Here is a 20566-nt window from a genome sequence, read left to right on the forward strand (position 1 = left end):
CGGCCTACTTCTCGTCCTTCTCCCAAGACGGGGTGGCACCCCAGTTGTCGTCGGCCTCATCGATCGCGTCGGCGCGCTTGGTGCGCTCCTTGGCAATCGCGATGGCGTGCTCCGCCTCCTCGCGGGTGTCGTACGGGCCCATGCGGTTGTCCCAGGATTCGACCTTGCCCTGGGTCACTTCGCCGGTTGCGGGGTTGTAGTAGAACTTCTCGTCGGCCACGGTAGCTCCTTAACGCTCCAGTTGAGGGTGTGATTTGTCTCTCCAACCCTACCCGCGCCGTTGGTACTGTGGGGCCCATGGCTTTTTACACTGGCCCGGAGGATGCGGCGGCTGGGCGCGCCGTCGAAAAGCATAAAGCCCTGGTGGGGCACGCGCCGGCGCACGTGGCTTCGGCGCCGGGGACGTGGGTGCTGATTGGGGAGAACGTTGACCACTTCGGCGGCGTGACCATTCTGGGGCTTGCGGGGGTGCGCGCGGCCGCGGCGGTGAGCCCGCGCGAGGACGGGGAGATTGTGATTCGGGCGGAGGGGCCGCTCGCCGAGCCACTTGAGGTGCGCGGGAGCCTTTCCATGCTTGCCGACGGCAGCATTGAAAACCCCTTGGCTAACCGCTTCATCGGGTTGATTCAGGCGCTGATTCAGCGGCAGATCATCTCGCGGGATACGTCGGGGATGGATATCACGATTGTGTCGGACTTCCCGCTGGGCGCTGGGCTTGGCGCGCTGTACGCGGCGGATGCAGCGCTGGCACTGGCGCTGGCGGCGGAGCACCCTGAGGTGAATGAGCCGCCGCTGCGCGCGCGGTTGGCGGAGATTTGCTCCCACGCCGTGGCGACGCACTCCACCCTGGCCGTGTTGCGGGCGCGCCACACGCTGGCGCTGCGCGGCACGGAAGGCCAAGTCAACGTGGTGGATTACGCGGACGGGTCCGTCACTCCTGCCCCGCACCCGGCGAAGCTGGGCGTGCGGATTTTCTCCGTGGCCAAGGAGCTGGGGCAGCCGCACGGTGCCCAGGCGGAGCAGATCGCGCAGTGGCGCGGGTTCATCGATGATGCGGTGAGCAACTTCGGCGTGACCTCGCTGCGGGAGCTGCCGGATAACGTCGACCGCGTAGTCGCGTGGGTCGAGGCGCGCCGGGATGCCGGGGATGCCAACGCCCCCGATCCGGCGACCGCGCGCCAGTGGGTGCAGTTCTGCGAAACCGAGACGCTGCGCAGCCTGGCCACCGCGAAGGCGCTGCGCTCCCGGCGCGGCAATGAGCTGTTCACGCTGCTGAACTCGCGTTCTGAGGCGCACGACATCGACACTCCGGATGCCCTTGTCGCCCAGGTGCTGGACGGCGGCGCGGTTGCGGCGCGCCCGGCGGCTGCCGGCACCTCCCAGGCCGTCATGGCGTTCGTGCCGGTGCAGGACGCGGATGCGTTCGTGGATCGTTTTGCCGAGGACTTCGAGGTCCTGGAGATCGCCGCCGGCGAGCCGGCCCGCGTGGAGGTTTAGCGGCGAGGCGGGGCGGGCCGTGTGGCGCGCCGGCTGCCCCGCTAGTCCGCTAGTCCGCCGGCCAGGCGAACACCACTTCGCGCGCCGCGGGATCGGCGCGCACCAGCGAAAACATCGCCTCCGTCCCCTCCGGCGGCGCGCCGATGGACGGCCCCAGCACCGGCGGGTTGGTGACAAAAATGCGGGCGCGATCCTCCGCCTCCTCGCCGCGCTTGAGCACCACGCCGCTGAAGTTCTGCCCCACCCATGGGGCCAGCACCGTCGCCTCCGTGAGGTGCAGCGCCGCGCGGTCCACGGTGTTGGCCAGTTGGGAGGTGCGCGCCATGGTCTGTAAAACGGTGGCGGTGGATTCGGTCACCCAGGCCGGAACCTCATAGCCGCCGCAGATGGCCAGGCAATACTCGGTGGCGTACCTGTCCACCAGCCGGCGCAGCGGCGCGGTCACGTGGCTGTAGTACCCGCCGATCCCGGCGTGCACCTCCGGCGCTTTCTCACTTAGGTCCACGTAGCCTGCACCGCGCAGGAGTTTCTGCGCCTCGCGCATCACGGCCATGCCGCGCGGGGTGTCCGCGTCCACGCCGGCAAGGAACTCGCCGATGCCGCAGTCCCCCGGAATGTCATACCCCAAGTTCACGGCCTCGCGGCGGAACTCCGCTTCCGCTTCCGCCGTCGCCGGGCCCAGCGTGCGCAGAATCCCCTGGCCGGCCTCCTCCATCATCCGCCCCGCGACCATGCCGGTGAGCAGGGAGATCTCGGAGTTGTAGTCCATCACCGGGTGCCGCGGCTCGATGACCAGCTCGTACACACCGCCATCTTCCACCACGCGGACGGACGGCACGCGCAGGTTGATAGCAGCTCTACGTAGCGACGACTGCTGCCGCAACCGCCCAACTTCTGGCAGGAGGTGGATGGAGGGGTGTTCCTGGGAACGTCGAAAAGCATCCTGCACCCCGTCGTAATCCAAGCGGGCGACGGAGTGGACCAGCGCGCGCTCCACGTGCGCGTCCTCCACCTCTCCCGCGGCGTCGAGGTCGAACCTCCACAGCACGGCGGGCCGATCCACGCCCGGCAGCAGGGACGCGGACCCCTCCGACAGCGGCGCGGGGTGCAGGCGCGCGGGCTCATCCGGCAGGTAGACGGTTTGGCCGCGGATGAGGGACTCCTGCTTGACCAGCGTCGCAGGCTCCACGAACGCGGCCACGTCCGCGATGGCGTAGAGGACGCGGTAGCCGTCGCCGCGGCGCTCAATGTACACGGCCTGGTCCAAGTCCTTGGACCCCGGCGGATCGATGGTGACCAGCGGAATCGCGCGCGCATCGCGGCGGGCCTCCGCGTACTGGTCCGAAAGCCGCGCGGCCTCCTCCACCACCTCGGGGGCGAAGTCGGTGGGCACGGCGAACTCCTCGGCCAAGGCCCGGAAATTCAGCGGCGCGGCGTACAGCTTCATGGTGTGCCATCGTGCCAGAAGTTGGCGGCCCAGGCTGGGCGCGAATGAGCCGACCTATGAGCCGGATTCTGTCCCCGCGGCGTGTGCCACGGGTGGTAATCATCCATCTGGACCTCCCATTGCTGGGGGCCTCAAGCAGCTACCTTCGGACATGGGCGGGCAGCCTCTTCGCGTCCGACGACCTCTGCCCAATAGGCAGAGGCTCTTGCCTTGCTCCCGGTGGGGTTTACCTGGCCGCCTGTGTCACCACAAACGCCGGTGCGCTCTTACCGCACCCTTTCACCCTTACCTGGTTACCCAGGCGGTCTACTTTCTGTTGCACTTTCCCGCAGATCACTCCGGGTTGCCGTTAGCAACCACCGCGCCCTGTGGAGTCCGGACTTTCCTCGACCGCCGCCAGCCCACATGCGTGGCGGTACGGCAGGCCGCGATTACCCGGCCGACTCATTCGCGCGAGCGATTCTACGCCCGGCGCGCGCGTTTAGGAAAGCGGCTGCCGGTGATGCGCCACGTCATTGAACGTGCGCACCACGCCAAACTCCCCGTAGAACTCCACCACGGACACACTGGCCAGGTCCAGGAAGATGTGCCGGAACGTCTCCGCGCCCGCGCCCAGCGCCTGCCGGATCACGGATTTGATCGGCGTCATGTGCGTTACCACCAGCACCGTCTGTCCCTCGTGCGCCTCCTGCACCTTCAGCCTCGCGCGCGTTACGCGCCGGTGCAGCTGGGTCAGCGATTCGCCTTCCGGGGGCTTCCCGCTTATCGACGCCTCCCATCCACCAAACTCCTCCGAGTACCTCTCCATGGCCTCTTGGCGGGTGAGCCCTTCGAAGACTCCGAAGCTCATTTCCCTGAAATCGTCGATGACCTCGATATTTTCAGGGTCGATGCCCAGGGCGTCCGCGCACACGGCCGCCGTCTGGCGGGCGCGCTTCTGCGGCGAGCTGATAATCGCGTCGATCTGGCCCATGTTGGCCAGCGCCTTTGCAGCCCTTTGGGCCTGGGCGTGGCCGATGTCCGTCAGCTCCGGGTCAGATGTTCCCGAGTACCGACGTTCCGCGGAATGTTGCGTCTGCCCGTGCCGCAGCAGCACAAACCGGGTCCGCGGCGCGTCGCTGCCCGACCAGTGGGCGGGGTTGCCCGTCTGGTGAGCCTTGCCGGCAGTGGCTTCCCCACCAGCCTCAACTACCCCTCCGGCCTCAGCTGCCCCACCGGCCGGGGCGCCACCAGCCTCAACTACCCCTCCGGCCCTACCTGCCTCCCCGGCCTCCCCAGCCGAACCTGAGACGCGCATAAGTTTGTCACCTTCCGCTCCAGCGGCCTTATCGGCCCTGGTCGGTGCAGAATCGGACAAACTTTGGCTCTGGGGGGTGCGGCTGTCAGCCTCCCCACCGGAGGCTCCACCCGCGTCGGCAGAGGCACCGCCGGCGCCACCCGCGCCAGCGGAGGCTCCACCGCCTGGCGCATCGCCGCCGAGGACGCGAGGGGTGCCGTCCTTGGCGGCGGCATCCATGGCGACGTTGGAAAGTTCGTCGGCCTTCTTGTTCTTCGCGCGCGGGACCCAGGAGTAGGTGACCTTCTCAAACTGTTTTGCCAGGTCGCGAGCCTCACGCGCGAGCTGCTGCATGTCGGGGTGTTTGATCTTCCAGCGCCCAGTCATCTGCTCGACGACCAGCTTGGAGTCCATCGACACGTCCACGCGGGTGGCGCCGAGCTCGGCGGCGGCCTCCAGGCCCTTAATCAGGCCGTGGTACTCGGCGACGTTGTTGGAGGCCTTCTTCCCGACCACGTACGCGACCTCGGCAAGGGTCTCCCCCTCCGGGCCATAGACGACGGAGCCGGAACCGGCGACGCCGGGGTTCCCGCGGGAGCCGCCGTCGCAAAACATCTGGACGTGCATGCGGCGGCCTTACTCCACCGGCGAGACGCGGACCAGCAGGGTGCCGCAGTTCGGGCAGGTCGGCAGTTCGTCCTCGTCCACCGCCAGTACCTCTGCGCGCTCGGCCGGAGGCAGCTGGATGTAGCAGCCGCCACAGGTGCGGGTGTTGAAGGAGGCTGCTCCGATTTCGTCGTAAAGCGAAAGCACCTCGGCGGGAAGCTGGGAGCGCAACGCGGCGGGATCAGCCTGTTCCACGGTGGGGAGGGCGTCCACGGCGCGCTGGGCGGCTTCGACCTTGCGGTTCAGCTCGTCCAGGCGCGCGCCGTGGTTGTCGCGGTTGTTGCGAAGCGCCGCGATCTCGTTGTGCGCCTCCTTGAGTTCGTACAGCAGGTCGGCGATGCGGGACTTCGCGGCGTAGCGGTCGTGCTCGAGGTCCTTGCGGCGCTCGGGGTCGGTCTCGGCGGTGAGCTGGCGCTTGTCGTCGAGTTCGCGGCGCTTGAGCTTGCGCTCGTCCTCCTGGATGCGCAGGATCTCCAGCTCCATGTCATCCACGGCCATCTGGGCGGCGGACGCGGCGGACTGCAGGCGCTCGCGCTCCGCGAGTAGCTTGGCCAGCTCCTTCTCCTCGGGACGGGTCTGCGTCGGCTGCCCGGCGGCGCGCTCGGCGCGGGCCAACTCGAGGAGTACGGGCTGCAGGTCTTTCTTCAGGTGCATAATGGGTCCTCCTAGGGCTTGGGGTTGCCGGGCTCGGGGTCGGCAGACACCGGGTCGCCGGGCCCGGGGTCGGCCGACTCAGGATGTGCCGACACGGTCCACGGGTCGGTGCGGATGTGCAGAATCTCGGTGTCCACGTCTAGGCGTGCCACGATACCCGCGGCCTGCTCGGTCCACGGAAACTCGCTGGCCCAGTGCGCGGTGTCAATCACGGCGGGGCCGCCGGCGCGCAGGTGCTCGTCCACGGGGTGGTGGCGCAGGTCGGAGGTGACGTACACGTCCACGCCCAAGCGTGCAACGTCCTCGAGGAAGCTGTCGCCGGAGCCGGAGGACACGGCCACCTTCTTCACCATCTGCTCCGGGTCGCCGGCAGCGCGCACGCCCCAGGCGGTCTCCGGCAGCGCGTTCGCCACCTGCTGCGTGAACTCCCGCAGCGTCATCGCCTCCGGCAGCTCGCCGATGCGCCCCAGCCCGGTCGCGATCTCCAAGTCGCGCGTCTCCTCCATCTGCACCACATCGAAGGCTGGTTCTTCATAGGGGTGGGTGTGACGGAGAACGTCGATAAGCGTGCGGCGCAGGCGGGTGGGGGCGACGAACTCGGCGCGGACCTCGGCCCCGGAGTGGTGCTCGCCCACGGTCCCCTCGGTCGGGTCCGCGCCCTCCACCGGCGTGAAGCTGCCCTCGCCCTCCCAGGTGAAGGCGCAGTCGCGGTAGTCGCCGATCTCGCCTGCACCGGCGTCGAAGAGCGCGCGCATCACGCGCTCCACGTCCGCGGGCGGAATGTGCACGCCCCACGCGTCCATGCCGCCCAGAAACACCGGCTTGATCGGCCGACCAGGGGTAATGCCCACAAGCTCAGCCAGGCGGTCGGACACGCCCGGGCGCGCCGAATCCGCGTTCGTGTGCGCCGCAAACAGCGCGCAGCCGCCGGTCAACAGCGTGTGGATGACCTTGCCCTTCGGCGTGTTCGCGGCCACAGAGTGCACGCCGCGCAGCAACAGCGGGTGGTGTACCACCAGGAGCTGAGCCCCACTATCGACGGCCGCTTCCGCCACCCCCTGCGTACAGTCCAGCGCGAACGCGACCTTGGTCACCTCCGTATCCGGGTCGCCGCAGATCAGGCCCACGTGGTCCCAGCTCTCCGCGAGCTGCGGCGGATAGGCGGCCTCGAGCGCGGCAACAACGTCGCCGACGGTGGTTGGTCCTTGCGCAGTCTTGGCACCAGTCATGGCACCCAGCCTACAAATTTGGCACGCTGGGCCGGGTGATCCCCTCAACAGTTATGCTCGACGTGGACGGCACGCTCATCGACTCCTTCCCCGGCATCCGGGAGGGCTTCGTCCGCGCGCTCGACTCGATTGGGCACCCGCTTCCCGACGATCAATTTTTAGCCCGTATCCCCGGACCACCCATGCGCGAATCCATGGCCGCGGCGGGACTCGACCCGGAGCAGGTTGCCCGCGCCATGAGGGTGTATTCCGACTTCATGTCCACCGAGGGCTGGCGCGATTTCACCGTGTTCGACGGTGTACTGGACCTGGTCGCCGAGTGGAAGGCGGAGGGGTTGGGCGTGGTCACCGCCACGTCCAAGTCGGAACGCTTCGCGCGCCTGGCGCTCGAAGAGGCAGGGATTATGCAGCACATCGACTTTTTGGGCGCCGCGAACCCGGATGCTGGCCGCGTGACCAAGATCGAGGTCATCCGCCACGTGCTGGATTCCGTCGACCCGCCGCACCCGATCATGGTGGGCGACCGGATCCACGACTTCGAGGGCGCAGCCGAGTTCGGCATCCCGTCCGTGGCGGTAACGTGGGGCTACGGCACAGAGGAGGAGTGGGCGCAGGCGAACCACATCGCGCGCAGCCCGGAAGCACTTAAGGAGATTGTGAAGCACCATGTCGCAGGCGAATGAGAACGCGGGCACCCCGCAACTGCACATCGACTTTGTCTGCACCGGCAACATCTGCCGCTCCCCGATGGCGGAGGTCATCGTGCGCGACAAGCTCGCCGCGGCTCGCCGCGGCCGGCTTCACGGACCAGGTCCGCGTGACCTCCAGCGGCATCGGCGGCTGGCACGTCGGCCACTCGGCGGATAACCGCGCCGTCGCGGAACTCGCCGCCCACGGCTACGACGGCTCCGCCCACATCGCCCAGCAGTTCGGTACCGAGCAGCAGGCCGCGGACCTGATCGTGGCACTTGATACCGGCCACGTCTCCGAGCTGGTGGCCCGCGGCGTGCCGGAGGAGAAGATCCGCCTCCTGCGCTCCTTCGACCCGGCGGCCGAGGAGGGCGCGGGCGTCGCCGACCCGTACTACGGCGGCCCGGAAGGCTTCACCACCACCCGCGAACAAATCGAGGCCGCCGCGGACGGCATTATCGCCTGGGTGCGCAGCCGACTAAGCTAGGCCGATGTGAGTACCCAGCTGAAAGAAAAGCCCTGGTGGCGGACGTTTCTCACCCCCGGCTGGGTCATCGCGGCGCTTTTGATCGTCGCATTTTCCTACTTCGCGTTCACCGTGCTCGCACCCTGGCAGCTGAACAAGAACGAGCGGCTGGAGCAGCGCAACGAGCACATCGTCACCGCGTTTGAGCAGGACCCGGTGCCGCTCGGCTCCGTCCTCCGCGCGGACGGCACCCTCTCGCCTGAAGACGAATGGACCCGCGTCACCGCCACCGGCCGCTACATCGAGCCGGAGGTGCTCCTGCGCCTGCGCCCGGTCGACCGCACCCCCGCGTTCCAGGCGCTCACCCCGTTCCAGTTGGACAGCGGCGAGGTCCTCCTGGTCAACCGCGGCTGGGTGCCCGCGCAAGACTCCACGAAGGTCCCGGACATCGCCGCCGCGCCCACCCAAACGGTCACCCTCACGGGCATGCTGCGTGTCGACGAAGGCACGCACCCAACCGCCCCCATGCACGACCAGGGCTACCAGATGGTCTACTCCATCAGCCCGCCGCAAATCGCGGAGCTCACCGGCACCGAGATGCTCAGCCCCTACCTCCAGCTCCTAGAGGGCGAACCCGGCGTGCTCACCCCCATCCCACTTCCCCAGCTGGAAACCGGCAACCATCTCTCCTACGGCTTGCAGTGGATCGCCTTCGGCATCCTCGCCCCCGCCGGGCTCATCTACTTCATCGCCGCCGAAACCCGCGAACGCCGCCGCTTCCGCGAGGAACAGGAGCAATTGCTTATCGACGCTCCCTTGAACGTCGATAAGCACCAAGCCCCGCCCGAAACCCGCGCGCGCTACGGGCACGCCAGGCGCAACCCGTGGGCCACGGCCTACGATAAGGAGCAGGACCGCACCAGCTAGACCGTGGAGGCTTTTGCATGCACGCCGAACTGACAGACCGCGACGTTGAGACTTTGGAGAACTGCCTGGCGCTGCTCGCGCGGGCGGGCGTGACGCTGGCGCAGGATGTGGAGCCGGCGGATGTGGAGGACGCGGTTGCGGATGAGCTGGAGCTGTTCCGCGCCTACCCGCTGACCACGGTGGCTGGTCTGGATGATCCGGACGGCGCGCCGCTGCTCGCGGGTGCCGTGGTGTCGGGTGCGGAGGTGTCGGCCGGCGCTGCCACTGCCGGTGGCCTTGCCGGCGCCGACGCGATCGTGGAGATCGTGGAGCGCTTCGCCGGCGCGGCGGGCGCGGAGGCCACCGACGTGGCCGTTATGCCCGACCCGGAGACCGGCGGCGCGACCGGCTCTGTGCGCGTGCGCTTTGGCCTGTGGGATGTCGCGGACATCAACTACAGCTTCGACGAGGGCGCGGACCCGCGCGACTTCGAGCTGGATATTGTCGCCGCGGCGCTCCCCCTCGACGCGGCCGCTGCGACCTTCCCCACCCCGGACGGCCGCGACGTCACCCTCTTCATCCCGGCCGAGGCCGACCAGGACGCGGTGGACGAACTCTTCGCGGCCATCGAGGCCGAATTCAGCGCATAAAGAAAGCCCGCCTGGCGACGGGCTCCCGGAATTCAGCGCCTAGCGCTTGAACACGGAGTTCAGGAACTCGGTGGTCTGCTGGTAACCGAAGTCCCACACGCCCTGCCACACGCCGCTGAACAGGGAGGAGATGGAGTGCCAGGCAGCGTTGGCGGAGAGGCCGAGAAGCAGGTTGGAAAGCATGGTGGGGACCTTTCGGGGAGGATCAGCGTTGAACTCGCTAGTTGTACCCCGGCGTAGCTCAAGGTGTCAACGGTTTCCCTCGGGGTTTGGTTCCAGCGCTAGGCGTTTGTTACTATGGCCCAACGCGCGCCGTTAGCTCAGCTGGAAGAGCAACTGGTTTACACCCAGTAGGTCGGCGGTTCGAGCCCGTCATGGCGCACAAGTAAGAAGGCCGCTTCCCGTGGAGGGAGGCGGCCTTCAATTGTTCGTCGTCAAGCAGGAGCCCCTACTTGCGGCCGGTGGGAGCCGTGAGCAGCGAGCCCTGCCACTGGCCGAAGCGATCGGCCTTGGTTTGGGTGAGGCCGGCGAGCTGCGCGGACTCCGAGATCACGCCCGGCTGCACGCCGCCCTCGGTGCCGGCGGCGGGAGTGAGCAGCCAGATGCGGCCGCCCTCGCCGAGGTTGCGGATGGCGTCCACGAGGGAATCCACCAGGTCGCCGTCCTCGTCGCGGTGCCAGAGGAGGATCACGTCGCAAAGTTCGGTCGAATCCTCCTCCAGCAGGGGCTCGCCGATCGCGTCCTCGATCGCCTCGGAGATAGCGGAATCCGCGTCCTCATCCCAACCGATCTCCTGGACGATGTCTCCGTGTTTGACCCCTAAGCGGGCGGCGTACGTATCTTCACCGGTAGCTGCCATGAGGTCGAGCTTACCTGCCATTCCTCCCCCGCGCGCTACCCCTAGATATCACTTTAAGGATGGGGCGCGTCCGGGGAATCGGAAAGGAACTAGAATTATCGGCGACCCCTGTTACCAACGCGGGCGCCGGCACCCCGCCGGTTGGCCCTGATGAATCCGGGAGGAATCTCGTGGCTGACACGACCGATAACAAGCCGAACCTCGACCAAGTCGATGTGTACGGCAACCCGCAGGAAACCAACATCCCGATGCTGCGCGAGGGCGTTGCGTCCTACCTGCACGATAGCGACCCAGAAGAGACCCAGGAGTGGATGGACTCCCTCGACGGCCTTCTGGACGCGTCCGACCCGGAGCGCGCCCGCTACCTCATGCTGCGCCTGATCGAGCGCGCCAACGCCAAGCGCGTGGACCTGCCGGCGCTGTCCTCCACCGACTTTGTCAACACCATTCCGACGAACCTGGAGCCGGAGTTCCCGGGCGACGAGAAGATTGAGAAGCGCTACCGCCGCTGGATGCGCTGGAACGCTGCCGTGATGGTGCACCGCGCACAGCGCCCGGGCATCAAGGTCGGCGGCCACATCTCCACCTACGCGTCCGCAGCGGCGCTCTACGAGGTCGGTTTCAACCACTTCTTCCGCGGCAAGGACGCAGAGCAGGGCGGCGACCAGATCTTCTTCCAGGGCCACGCCTCCCCGGGCATGTACGCCCGCGCGTTCCTTGAGGGCCGCCTGACCGAGGACGACTTGGACGGCTTCCGCCAAGAGCACTCCCGCCCGCAGGGCGGCCTCCCGTCCTACCCGCACCCGTACGGCATGCCGGAGTTCTGGGAGTTTCCCACTGTCTCCATGGGCCTTGGCCCGATGAACGCCATCTACCAGGCACGCTTTAACAAGTACCTGCAGGACCGCGGCATCAAGGACACCGACAAGCAGCACGTCTGGGCTTTCCTTGGCGACGGCGAGATGGATGAGCCGGAATCCCGCGGCCTCCTCCAGATGGCTGCGCTGTACGGCCTGGACAACCTGACCTTTGTGATCAACTGCAACCTGCAGCGCCTGGACGGCCCGGTGCGCGGCAACGGCCAGATCATCCAGGAGCTGGAGACCTTCTTCATCGGTGCCGGCTGGAACGTGATCAAGGTTGTCTGGGGCCGCGAGTGGGATGAGCTGCTGGAGCGCGACAAGGACGGCGCGCTGGTCCACATCATGAACACCACCCCGGACGGTGACTACCAGACGTTCAAGGCCAACGACGGCGCGTACGTCCGCGAGCACTTCTTCGGCCGAGACGAGCGCACCCTCAAGCTGGTCGAGGACATGTCCGACGAGGAGATCTGGGCGCTGCGCCGCGGCGGCCACGACTACCGCAAGGTCTACGCCGCCTACAAGAAGGCCCTGGAGAACAAGGGCAAGCCGACGGTCATCCTCGCCCACACCGTGAAGGGTTACGGCCTGGGCCACAATTTCGAGGGCCGCAACGCTACCCACCAGATGAAGAAGCTGACGCTGGAGGACCTGAAGCTCTTCCGCGACAAGCAGGGCATCCCGATTACGGACGAGGAGCTGGAGAAGGACCCGTACCTGCCGCCGTACTACCACCCGGGCGAGGAGGCGGACGAGATCAAGTACCTGAAGGAGCGCCGCAAGGAACTCGGCGGCTCCCTGCCGGAGCGCCGCGTGAACTTCACGCCGCTGGAGCAGCCGGACTTCGAGAAGACCTTCAAGGCCCTGTTCAAGGACTCCGGTAACAACGAAGTGGCCTCCACCATGGCGCTGGTACGTACCTTCAAGGCGCTCATGCGCGACAAGGAGATTGGCAAGCGCGTTGTGCCGATCATCCCGGATGAGGCCCGCACCTTCGGCCTGGACTCCTGGTTCCCGACGCTGAAGATCTACAACCCCAACGGCCAGAACTACGTGCCGGTGGACCACGACCTGCAGCTGAGCTACCGCGAGGCGAAGGACGGCCAGATCCTCCACGAGGGTATCAACGAGGACGGCTCCTCCGCATCCTTCCTGGCTGCGGCAACGTCGTACGCGACGCACGGCGAGCCGATGATCCCGATGTACATCTTCTACTCCATGTTCGGCTTCCAGCGCACCGGCGACAACTTCTGGGCCGCCGGCGACCAGATGGGCCGCGGCTTCATCATCGGTGCCACCGCCGGCCGCACCACCCTCTTCGGCGAGGGCCTGCAGCACATGGACGGCCACTCCCCGATCCTGGCCTCCACCAACCCGGCCATGGTGGTCTACGACCCGGCCTTTGCGTACGAGATGCCGTACATCATTTCCGACGGTATCGAGCGCATGTACGGCTCCAACCCGGGCGAGAACGTGATGTACTACATCACCGTCTACAACCAGCCCATCCACCAGCCGGCCCGCCCGGAGAACCTGGACGTTGAGGGCCTCAAGAGGGGCATTTACCTTTACGACGAAGGCGAGAAGAAAGACCACAACGTCTCCCTCCTGGCCTCCGGTGTTGGCATGGTGCAGGCCCTCGAGGCGCAGCGCATGCTGCAGGAGGACTACGGCATCGGCGCCGCGATCTACTCCGTGACCTCCTGGGTTGAGTGCGCCCGCGACGGTGCACACCTGGCCACCGAGCAGCTGCTCCACCCGGGCGAGGACGTGGGCACCCCGTTCGTGACCACGCAGCTGAAGCAGACTGAGGGCCCGTACATTGCGACCTCCGACTTTGCGACGGACCTGCAGGAGCAGATCCGCCCGTACGTCCCGGGCCAGTACATCGTCCTCGGTGCAGACGGCTTCGGCTTCGCCGACACCCGCGAGTCCGCACGCCGCTTCTTCAACATCGACGCCGAGTCCATGGTTGTCGCCGCCCTCATGGGCCTGGCCAACGAGGGCAAGATCGACATGTCCATCGCCGCCCAGGCAGCGAAGGACCTGAAGATCGACGACCCGACGGCTGCAACCCCGAACTCCCCGACCGACGACGAGGGCGAAGAGAACGCCGTTGAGTAAGGCGTAGGCGCCGCGCCGGTGCGCGGGCCCTGCGGTCCTGCGCGAGCGCTGCGCCGGTCCTGCGCCGCGCCGCGCCGGTCCTGCGCCGCTCCAGTCCTGCGCCGCGCCGGTCCTGCGCGAGCGCGGCGCGACACACCCCCAGATCGACCACCACCCCGTGGTTGACCTGGGGGTTTGTCGTTGCTTCCGGCTCTAAGTCCCGGCCGACGCTAAGGGGCATAACTGCAGGTCACACTCAGGGGCATGTATTCAGGGGCATATCAGCTGGCCAGACGCTTTTACGGCACCTGTCGTCGAAATCTGCCACAAACCCGCTACCAGCAGTTATGCCCCGGAACACCTGCCCCGGAACCTATCGACCTGAACACCTGCCCCGGAACCTATCGACCTGAACACCTGCCCCGGAACCTATCGACCTGAACACCTGCCCCGGAACGTATCGACCTAAACACCTGCCCCGGAACACCCGCCCGGGAACACCTACCCCAAAAACACCGACCCGCAAGCCCCCCGGCGGACAACCGCAGAACCTACACAACCCGCTCCAGCACCCGCGCGATCGCTGCCGTCACCGCGCCGGGCGCGTCTAGGGGCGGCATGTGGCCGGAATCAGGAAGTACCTGCATGTACGCGCGCGGCCAGATGGACCACAGGCGCGAGGACTGGGACACCGGCGTCACGTGATCTTTGTCGCCCACCAGGATGTAGCCCGGCAGATCCGCGAGCACACCAGCAGCCGAAAGCTCCGAATGGTGCAGCAAGTCCTCGAAATACCCGGCGTAGGTGGCCAGCGGCGTCTCCTGGATCATTGCGGCGTGAAACTGGATGACGTCGTAATCCATCGGCCGGAAGTAGAACCCCAGCGCAAGGATTGGGGCGAGCGTGTCCGTCACCACCCGGCGCACGCCCTCCGCGAAATACGGCCAGTGCTCGACCATGAACTCTAGAAATCTGCCGATCGGCCCGGCGAGCACCTGCGGCATCCCCTGCACCGTGAATGGCTCAACCGCGGACGAGATTTGCACTGACCCGGCCCAGTTGAACTCCTCGCTGTAGCGCCGCATCAGCGACAGGGACACGGGCCCGCCGAGCGAGTGCCCCACCACCACAACCGGCCCCCTCACGCCGCGATGCCGTAAGGCACAAGCGACATCGTCGGCAGCCGCGTCGATGGTCAAAAGCTCCGGGTCGCACTTGCCCGTCTGCCCGTGGCCGCGCAGATCCACCAGCACCTGCCGCACGCCGAGCGGCCGCAGGCCCTCAACCTGCTTGTAAAACTCGCCGGCAGAGATGTTGAATCCGTGCACGTACACCACGGTCGGCGTCTCCGGATCCTCCGGGCCGACCTCGTACCACCGCACGGACACGCCGCAGGAGTCGACGGTTCCGTCGCGGTCGGCGCGCAATCCGATGGTGGTGTCGGCTTTGCGGAGGTTGGAGCGGACGTCGGCAAGCAAACGGCGCCCTGCCGGCGTGAGGGAGCGGAGGATGGCGGCGGGTGCATGCATAGCCTTAACCCTATTATGTGGGGCATGGAACTCTCTCAGCGCCTGAATCTGGAGGCGATCGAGGTGGAGCCGGACGACGCGTTCTCGCGGCTTGCCCAGCTTATCGACGACTCCTTCAACCTCTCCATCTCCCCCACAACCGCCCTCGCCGATTCGGGCCTGAGTTCGCTCGACCGCATTGAGCTTGCGATTCGCATCGAGGAGCACTTTGGCGTGCGCATTACGGAGGCTATTTACGACGATTACTCCACCGCCGGCGCTCTCGCCGAATATTTGGCTGAAGAGGGAGACAACTGATGAGCATTTCTTACCTGACTGACATGGACGGCGTCCTCCACCGCGAGGGCGACGTGATCCCCGGCGCGGACGAGTTCATCCGTGCGTTGCGCAGCGAGGACATCCCGTTCATGGTGTTGACGAACAACTCGATCCAAACGCCGCGCGACCTCTCCGCGAAGCTCATGCGCATGGGCCTGGACATTGAGCCGGAGCGCATCTGGACATCCGCCACCGCGACCGCGAAGTTCTTGTCGCAGCAGGCCGGCGAGGCGAGCGCGTACGTGATCGGCGAGGCCGGCCTCACCACCGCCCTGCACGAAATGGGCTGGATTCTTACCGACGCTGACCCAGACTTCGTTGTCCTTGGCGAAACCCGCACCTATTCCTTTGAGGCGCTGACCACCGCGAGCAACCTGATCCGCGGCGGCTCGCGCTTCATCGCCACCAACCCGGACCTCACCGGCCCGGGCCCCAACGGCGTGATCCCGGCGACCGGGTCCGTCGCCGCCATGATCACCGCAGTGACCGGCCAGGAGCCCTACTACGTGGGCAAACCCAACCCGGTGATGATGCGCTCCGCATTGAACAACATCGGCGCCCACTCCGAAAACACCGTGATGATCGGCGACCGCATGGACACCGACGTCAAGGCCGGGCTCGAGGCCGGCATGCGCACCATTCTCGTGCGCACCGGCATTGCCGACGACGCCGAAATCGCCCGCTACCCCTACCGCCCCACCAAGGTCCTCGATTCCGTCGCCTCGCTGGTGGACACGATCCGCGACCCCTTTGGCGACGGGTTTTACCAGTAGGTCGCGCTGGGGCCCGGCCACGCCCAGCGCGGCCGCGCCCGGGCGCCTTGCCACCCAGCCGCTCCGCCCCACAGCCAGCCCACCCCGCAGCCCTCTGACCAGGTACTTTACGCCCGCCCTGCCCCGTAGCCCCCCACACCAGTCTGACCAGGTACTTTACACCCGACCCGCCCGCCGACCTGCGCAAACCCAGATGGTGAGACCCACTGGGTAACTCCCACCGGCGGTTTTGAGGCCTACTTCACCAAGTGGGTCTCACCATCTGGGCGAGCGGTTGCCCGGGCGAGCGGTTGCCCGGGCGAGCGGTTGCCCGGGCGAGCGGTTGCCCGGCAGAGCGGCGGCCCGGCAGAGCGGCGGTCTGATTGGGCGGTTGTCCGGCTGAGGGCGGGCCGGCGGACTGGATCGCACCGGCGGTGTTGGCGGCACCGGCAACCCCGGCCCGAGCAGCAGCGCCACCGCCTGCAACGTGAAAGATCCCGCGAATGACCAGGCAAGAGGCATTCGCGGGATCTTTCGTGCATTGACCGCTGGTAACCATGGAGGTGCATCGCTGCGATTACCGCGAAGGGGCTTCACAGGGCACCCTTCGTTGATTCAGGTTAGCCTAACCTTGCAAGGTGGTCAAGGGGGGTGACGGAACCTTGGTCACGGGGGTGACGGAACCTTGGTCACGGGAGCGACGGAACCCCGGTCAAGGGGCGACCCCACAACCCCGACCTCACAACCCCGACCCCACAAGACCCCACAACCCCGACCCCTAACTCTCAAACCCGGCCACGAACTCCTCGATGGCCGCGTTCACGGCAGCCGGATTGTCCATGTTGGCGTTGTGGCCGGCGTTGGGGATCCAGGTGAGGGGGTGGGCGTCGTCAAGCGCCCAAGCCCTGTTGAACCCGCGGATCATGCCGGCGCCGTCGTGCTCGCCGCAGAGCAGCAAAGTCGGCGGCAGGCGCAGGGGCAGGCCGAGGGCGACGGTGTCGGACATCGCGCGGAAGGTGGTGGCGGCGAGCTGGATGTACTCCTCGCGGTCGTAGACGCTGAGCATCTCGCGGGTGGCCTGCTGCGCGGCCTCGGTCACGGATGTCTCCGCCGGCGCCTTCGCCAGGATCTGCTCCCACGACCGCATCCGCAGCACCGGCTCCATGTGGCGGATGGCGCGGATCTGCCACGGCCGCCACAACGCGCGGCTCATCGGCATCGTGTCCACGCCGACAAACCCGCGCGCCAGCCCCGGCTCCAAGCTCATCGACGCCTGCGCCACCATCCCGCCAAAGGACTGCCCCACCAGCACGGGACGGGTCACGCCAGCATCCGCGAGCACCTCGAGCAGCACCTCCGCGACCCCGAGCACTCCGCCACTACGAATCGCGTCCAACGAGTACGGACGCGACTCGCTGTGCGCCGGGCTGTCCCACGCCAGCACGTTGTACGCCTCGCCGAAGTGCTCCAGCTGCGGCGCGAACAGCCGGTGATCCACAAGCATCCCGTGCAGAAACACCAGCCACGGCCGCCGCGGATCCGGCTCCCGCGTCACCCAGTACGCCACACGCCCGTGGGCGGCGGCATACTCGCGCCTGACCGTCACGGCTGCTCCTTCCCGTTCCCTCGCTTTACGACGGTCACATGGCCACCCCACAAGCAGGGGCCGCCCCTAGTCGGCTACGTAAAAGCGCTGCATGTTCACGAACTCGTCCATGCCCAGCGGCCCAAGCTCGCGGCCAAGGCCGGAGTTCTTGATGCCGCCGAACGGCAGCTCGGCACCGCGGGCCTGGGGGATGTTCACGTGGATCATACCGGTCTCAATCTTGTCGGCCACGCGCTTCGCCCGCTGAGTGTCCGTGGACATCACGGCGCCGCCAAGGCCGTAGCGGGAGTTGTTAGCCAGCTCGATGGCTTCCTCTTCCGTCGATACGCGGTAAACGGCGGCGACGGGGCCGAAGAACTCCTCGTAGTAGATGTCCGAACCTACAGGGATGTCGGTAATCACGGCGGGGGTGAAGTAGGCACCCTCGCCCGTCAGCTCGCCACCGGTGTGCAGCTTCGCGCCCGCCTCAACGGCGATGTCGGTAATCACGGCGGGGGTGAAGTAGGCACCCTCGCCCGTCAGCTCGCCACCGGTGTGCAGCTTCGCGCCCGCCTCAACGGCGTCCTCGATCTGGCCCACCAGCTTCTCGGCCGCATCGCGGGAGGAGAGCGGGAAGAACTCGCGCTCGCCGGCTGCGCCCGGGTTCATCGGGTCGCCGGCAACGGTGGCCTCCGCAAGCTTGACCAGCTCAGCCACGAAGTCGTCGAAGATGTCCTCCATCACAATCATGCGCTTGTTGGAAGTGCAGGACTGGCCGGTGTTGCCGCTGCGCTTCTTCCACGCGGTCTTGGCCGCCTCCGGCACATCGTCAGCGTCCAGCACCACGTACGCATCGGTGCCGCCGAGCTCCAGCACGCACTTCTTCAGGTTCTCGCCGGCCAGCTTGCCAATCGCACGGCCCGCACGCTCCGAGCCCGTCAGGGACACGCCCTGCACGCGCGGGTCAGCGATCAGCGTCTCAATCTGATCGTGCGTGGCGTAGATGTTGGTAACCGCACCGGCAGGCAGGCCAGCGTCGGTGAAAATCTCTTCGATCGCCTCGGAAGAGCGCGGGCAGATTTCCGCGTGCTTCACCATTACCACGTTGCCGGCCATCAGCGCCGGCGCGGCGAAGCGAATTGCCTGGTAGTACGGGTAGTTCCACGGCATAACTCCCACGATCACGCCAAGGGGCACCTTGCGGATCACCACACTGCCATCCCCATCGTGCGGCAGCTGCTGATCAGCACCGAACTCCGCGCCGTTTTCGGCGTAGTAGTTCAGAATCTCCACACAATCATCTACCTCGCCGTCGCCCTCCTCGATGGACTTGCCCATCTCTTCGGCGATGAGTTTGGCGAGGGTCTCCCTGCGAGCGTCGAAAAGCTTGGCTGCCTCAGCGAGGCGCTCCCCGCGCTCGGCGTAACTCAGCTCGCGCCACGTGCCAAACGTCTCGTGCGCGGTAGCCAGCGCGTCCTCGAGCGCGGTGTCGGTGATGAAATCGAATTCCTCGACAATTTCGTTGGTTGCGGGATTTTGTACGCGGTACGGATTATTCATGCGCCCCATGGTAGGGACGCGCCGTGACAAATGCCACGAACCCCCAGCTAGCAGCCAGTTCGCGCAAATCCGCCTCGAACGCGTCCAACGCAGCGTCCGGCGCGTGCAGGCGCTCGCGGCACGCATACGTGCCATCCGCGCGGCGCCGCCAGCGGGTAAACCACACCTCGCCCGGCTCGGTTGACTCGGGCAGCTGGAGCAAAAGCTTTTCGACGCTCATCCGAGCACCCCGAGGCATCGAATCAATCACCAACGTCGCCTGACGGGCAGCCGGAAGCGGGCGCGACGGAGAGTGCAACAGCGAAGTTGTCATGCGGGGACCTTCATGGATTGAAAACGGCGCACTCCGTTCGGTGATCCCCGGTGACTAAGCGGGCCACGTCCGGTGACTAGCCGGGCGCGGTGGAGTGCGAGACGAGAGGTTCGTCTTCCCCAACGGCCTCTTGTTACTCAGCGGTAAGCTCAACCGATCTTGCGTCACTTGAATCACCCCAGCAACCCTCAACCGCAGCTTGATCCCCCTATTCACTGAAGCTGAGGTTGAGCGTTAGGCCGCGGGGCCGCGGAGCGCGGCCACCCCGCGACGGGGTGTTCCACCCCGCGGCCGACGCCTAGAGCAGCCGCACCGCCACCACGCCCGCCAGCGTAAGCGCCAGCCCCACCAGCCGGCGGGTATCCAGCGGCCGCTTGCGAGCCCCGAACGCGCCGACGGATTCCATCACCTGGCCGCCCGCGATCGTGCCGGCGTTGAACGCGATCACGGTGGTGGCCGTGCCCAGGATCGGAGCCAGCGTGGCACCCCCGGCCACGAACACAGCACCAATCACGCCGCCCAGCCACATCCACCACGGCCCCGGCTCCGGCCGCCGCACCAGTTGCCGCGGGCTGGTCACCAGTACCGCCGCCAGCAGCAGGACCGCGCCCACGGTCAGGTTGATTTCCGCGGCGTGGAACGCGGACCCGGCGATGGTGCCCAGGTAGCCGTTGATGGCGGTCTGCATCGCGGAGCCCATGCCGATGCCCACGCCCAGCGCGCGATACGCCCACACGCCCGCGCCGTCCGCAGCACCGCCCAGCACGGAGCCGCCAGAACCGCCAGAACCAGCACCCCCAACCCCAGCGCGCCCCACGCCCAGCACCACCGCGATGCCCACCAGCACCACCCCAGCACCGAGCAACCGCAACACCCCAACATCGACCTGCTTGGCCCCGAACAGGCCGAACTGGTCAATCGCCAACCCCATGGTCACCTGCCCCAGGATCGGCAGCACCACGGTCTGCACCGCGCCAAGCTTGGGAAACAGCAGGATGTTGCCAATCACAAACAGCACGCCGAAGCAGCCGCCCAGCCAAATCCACCAGGGGTTACCCACCTGCGAATCAAAACTCGGCAGCGGATTCCCCCGCGCGAGCGACGAGTTCGCGGCCGTCTGAATCGGAATGATCGCCCCGATCATCAGGGCGACAAGCAGGTACACCACGCGCGTCTAACCCAACTCAGTCCAAACTCAATCCC

19 protein-coding genes, 1 tRNA gene, 1 other RNA gene and 1 pseudogene are annotated in these 20566 nt (G+C 67.0%); 9 read left to right on the forward strand and 13 right to left on the reverse strand.

All coding sequences use genetic code 11. From position 1 onward, the window contains the following. Positions 1-4: 4 nt before the first annotated feature. A complete protein-coding gene (locus tag JZY91_RS07770) occupies positions 5-220 on the reverse strand; it encodes a hypothetical protein (RefSeq protein WP_234947323.1) in 216 nt (71 codons plus the stop codon). A 77-nt stretch (positions 221-297) separates the two neighbouring features. On the opposite strand from JZY91_RS07770, the gene JZY91_RS07775 reads away from it, so the two are divergent. After that, the gene (locus JZY91_RS07775) at positions 298-1497 is read left to right on the forward strand and encodes a galactokinase family protein (protein WP_234947324.1); all 1200 of its coding nucleotides are present in this window, start codon (positions 298-300) and stop codon (positions 1495-1497) included. 49 nt (positions 1498-1546) lie between these two features. On the opposite strand, the gene JZY91_RS07780 is transcribed toward JZY91_RS07775, so the two are convergent. The 5 genes from JZY91_RS07780 to JZY91_RS07800 all read right to left on the reverse strand — a co-directional run bounded on the left by JZY91_RS07780 (position 1547) and on the right by JZY91_RS07800 (position 6769). After that, on the reverse strand, positions 1547-2944 hold the full coding sequence (locus tag JZY91_RS07780) for an RNB domain-containing ribonuclease (protein ID WP_234947325.1): 1398 nt from the start codon (positions 2942-2944) through the stop codon (positions 1547-1549). Positions 2945-2985: 41 nt separating this feature from the next. Further along, an RNA gene (gene rnpB / locus JZY91_RS07785) (RNase P RNA component class A) lies at positions 2986-3391 on the reverse strand. A gap of 34 nt (positions 3392-3425) precedes the next feature. After that, positions 3426-4847, reverse strand: a complete 1422-nt coding sequence (locus JZY91_RS07790; RefSeq protein ID WP_234947327.1) for a bifunctional RNase H/acid phosphatase — start codon at positions 4845-4847, stop codon at positions 3426-3428. A gap of 9 nt (positions 4848-4856) precedes the next feature. Next, on the reverse strand, positions 4857-5540 hold the full coding sequence (locus JZY91_RS07795) for a zinc ribbon domain-containing protein (protein ID WP_234947329.1): 684 nt from the start codon (positions 5538-5540) through the stop codon (positions 4857-4859). A gap of 11 nt (positions 5541-5551) precedes the next feature. After that, positions 5552-6769 (reverse strand): Nif3-like dinuclear metal center hexameric protein, encoded by a 1218-nt coding sequence (locus JZY91_RS07800; protein ID WP_234947331.1) that lies wholly within the window; start codon positions 6767-6769, stop codon positions 5552-5554. Positions 6770-6822: 53 nt separating this feature from the next. On the opposite strand from JZY91_RS07800, the gene JZY91_RS07805 reads away from it, so the two are divergent. From JZY91_RS07805 to JZY91_RS07820, 4 genes and pseudogenes are all read left to right on the forward strand, one after another. Beyond that, entirely contained in the window at positions 6823-7452 is a 630-nt protein-coding gene (locus JZY91_RS07805; RefSeq protein ID WP_234947333.1) for an HAD-IA family hydrolase, read from the forward strand. Beyond that, positions 7436-7946, forward strand: a pseudogene (locus JZY91_RS07810) (low molecular weight protein-tyrosine-phosphatase). The gene JZY91_RS07805 and the pseudogene JZY91_RS07810 overlap by 17 nt, the downstream one beginning before the upstream one ends. A 6-nt stretch (positions 7947-7952) precedes the next feature. After that, entirely contained in the window at positions 7953-8852 is a 900-nt protein-coding gene (locus tag JZY91_RS07815; RefSeq protein ID WP_234947336.1) for an SURF1 family protein, read from the forward strand. 17 nt (positions 8853-8869) lie between these two features. Then, positions 8870-9481: a hypothetical protein gene (locus JZY91_RS07820; RefSeq protein WP_234947338.1), complete on the forward strand. Its 612-nt coding sequence runs from the start codon at positions 8870-8872 to the stop codon at positions 9479-9481. Between the two features lie 39 nt (positions 9482-9520). Here JZY91_RS07820 and JZY91_RS07825 read toward each other — a convergent pair whose 3' ends face one another. Then, complete coding sequence (locus JZY91_RS07825; protein WP_234947339.1) at positions 9521-9664, reverse strand: hypothetical protein; 144 nt, start codon at positions 9662-9664, stop codon at positions 9521-9523. Positions 9665-9790: 126 nt separating this feature from the next. Here JZY91_RS07825 and JZY91_RS07830 point away from each other — a divergent pair. Next, positions 9791-9863 (forward strand) — tRNA-Val (locus JZY91_RS07830). A gap of 66 nt (positions 9864-9929) precedes the next feature. Here the strand turns inward: JZY91_RS07830 and JZY91_RS07835 are convergent. After that, the gene (locus JZY91_RS07835) at positions 9930-10340 is read right to left on the reverse strand and encodes a DUF3052 domain-containing protein (RefSeq protein WP_234947341.1); all 411 of its coding nucleotides are present in this window, start codon (positions 10338-10340) and stop codon (positions 9930-9932) included. A 248-nt stretch (positions 10341-10588) separates the two neighbouring features. Here JZY91_RS07835 and aceE point away from each other — a divergent pair, with 248 nt between their 5' ends. Then, positions 10589-13327 (forward strand): pyruvate dehydrogenase (acetyl-transferring), homodimeric type, encoded by a 2739-nt coding sequence (gene aceE / locus JZY91_RS07840; protein WP_234949096.1) that lies wholly within the window; start codon positions 10589-10591, stop codon positions 13325-13327. A 530-nt stretch (positions 13328-13857) separates the two neighbouring features. Here aceE and JZY91_RS07845 read toward each other — a convergent pair. Further along, positions 13858-14835, reverse strand: coding sequence for an alpha/beta fold hydrolase (locus tag JZY91_RS07845; RefSeq protein WP_234947343.1), 978 nt, complete (start codon positions 14833-14835; stop codon positions 13858-13860). A 24-nt stretch (positions 14836-14859) separates the two neighbouring features. On the opposite strand from JZY91_RS07845, the gene JZY91_RS07850 reads away from it, so the two are divergent. Then, positions 14860-15132 carry an acyl carrier protein gene (locus JZY91_RS07850; protein ID WP_234947345.1) on the forward strand — a complete coding sequence of 91 codons (273 nt, stop codon included), beginning with the start codon at positions 14860-14862 and terminating at the stop codon, positions 15130-15132. Continuing rightward, complete coding sequence (locus tag JZY91_RS07855) at positions 15132-15926, forward strand: HAD-IIA family hydrolase (protein ID WP_234947346.1); 795 nt, start codon at positions 15132-15134, stop codon at positions 15924-15926. Before JZY91_RS07850 ends, JZY91_RS07855 begins: the two co-directional genes overlap by 1 nt. Positions 15927-16683: 757 nt before the next feature. Here JZY91_RS07855 and JZY91_RS07860 read toward each other — a convergent pair. From JZY91_RS07860 to JZY91_RS07875, 4 genes are all read right to left on the reverse strand, one after another. After that, on the reverse strand, positions 16684-17511 hold the full coding sequence (locus JZY91_RS07860) for an alpha/beta fold hydrolase (protein WP_234947348.1): 828 nt from the start codon (positions 17509-17511) through the stop codon (positions 16684-16686). 66 nt (positions 17512-17577) lie between these two features. Next, a complete protein-coding gene (locus JZY91_RS07865) occupies positions 17578-19050 on the reverse strand; it encodes an NAD-dependent succinate-semialdehyde dehydrogenase (protein ID WP_234947350.1) in 1473 nt (490 codons plus the stop codon). Next, positions 19043-19363, reverse strand: a complete 321-nt coding sequence (locus JZY91_RS07870) for a hypothetical protein (protein ID WP_234947352.1) — start codon at positions 19361-19363, stop codon at positions 19043-19045. Before JZY91_RS07870 ends, JZY91_RS07865 begins: the two co-directional genes overlap by 8 nt. Positions 19364-19661: 298 nt before the next feature. After that, positions 19662-20531 carry a DMT family transporter gene (locus tag JZY91_RS07875; protein ID WP_234947353.1) on the reverse strand — a complete coding sequence of 290 codons (870 nt, stop codon included), beginning with the start codon at positions 20529-20531 and terminating at the stop codon, positions 19662-19664. Positions 20532-20566: the final 35 nt, after the last annotated feature.

It is taken from the genome of Corynebacterium sp. CNCTC7651 (assembly GCF_021496665.1).
Taxonomy (GTDB): domain Bacteria; phylum Actinomycetota; class Actinomycetes; order Mycobacteriales; family Mycobacteriaceae; genus Corynebacterium.

Excerpts from the sequence above, each read along its gene's own strand:
- JZY91_RS07775 (WP_234947324.1), top strand. The coding sequence starts at position 298 with ATGGCTTTTTACACTGGCCCGGAGGATGCGGCGGCTGGGCGCGCCGTC.
- JZY91_RS07780 (WP_234947325.1), bottom strand. The coding sequence starts at position 2,944 with ATGAAGCTGTACGCCGCGCCGCTGAATTTCCGGGCCTTGGCCGAGGAG.
- JZY91_RS07790 (WP_234947327.1), bottom strand. The coding sequence starts at position 4,847 with ATGCACGTCCAGATGTTTTGCGACGGCGGCTCCCGCGGGAACCCCGGC.
- JZY91_RS07795 (WP_234947329.1), bottom strand. The coding sequence starts at position 5,540 with ATGCACCTGAAGAAAGACCTGCAGCCCGTACTCCTCGAGTTGGCCCGC.
- JZY91_RS07800 (WP_234947331.1), bottom strand. The coding sequence starts at position 6,769 with ATGACTGGTGCCAAGACTGCGCAAGGACCAACCACCGTCGGCGACGTT.
- JZY91_RS07805 (WP_234947333.1), top strand. The coding sequence starts at position 6,823 with ATGCTCGACGTGGACGGCACGCTCATCGACTCCTTCCCCGGCATCCGG.
- JZY91_RS07820 (WP_234947338.1), top strand. The coding sequence starts at position 8,870 with ATGCACGCCGAACTGACAGACCGCGACGTTGAGACTTTGGAGAACTGC.
- JZY91_RS07825 (WP_234947339.1), bottom strand. The coding sequence starts at position 9,664 with ATGCTTTCCAACCTGCTTCTCGGCCTCTCCGCCAACGCTGCCTGGCAC.
- JZY91_RS07835 (WP_234947341.1), bottom strand. The coding sequence starts at position 10,340 with ATGGCAGCTACCGGTGAAGATACGTACGCCGCCCGCTTAGGGGTCAAA.
- aceE (WP_234949096.1), top strand. The coding sequence starts at position 10,589 with ATGCTGCGCGAGGGCGTTGCGTCCTACCTGCACGATAGCGACCCAGAA.
- JZY91_RS07845 (WP_234947343.1), bottom strand. The coding sequence starts at position 14,835 with ATGCATGCACCCGCCGCCATCCTCCGCTCCCTCACGCCGGCAGGGCGC.
- JZY91_RS07850 (WP_234947345.1), top strand. The coding sequence starts at position 14,860 with ATGGAACTCTCTCAGCGCCTGAATCTGGAGGCGATCGAGGTGGAGCCG.
- JZY91_RS07855 (WP_234947346.1), top strand. The coding sequence starts at position 15,132 with ATGAGCATTTCTTACCTGACTGACATGGACGGCGTCCTCCACCGCGAG.
- JZY91_RS07865 (WP_234947350.1), bottom strand. The coding sequence starts at position 19,050 with ATGAATAATCCGTACCGCGTACAAAATCCCGCAACCAACGAAATTGTC.
- JZY91_RS07870 (WP_234947352.1), bottom strand. The coding sequence starts at position 19,363 with ATGACAACTTCGCTGTTGCACTCTCCGTCGCGCCCGCTTCCGGCTGCC.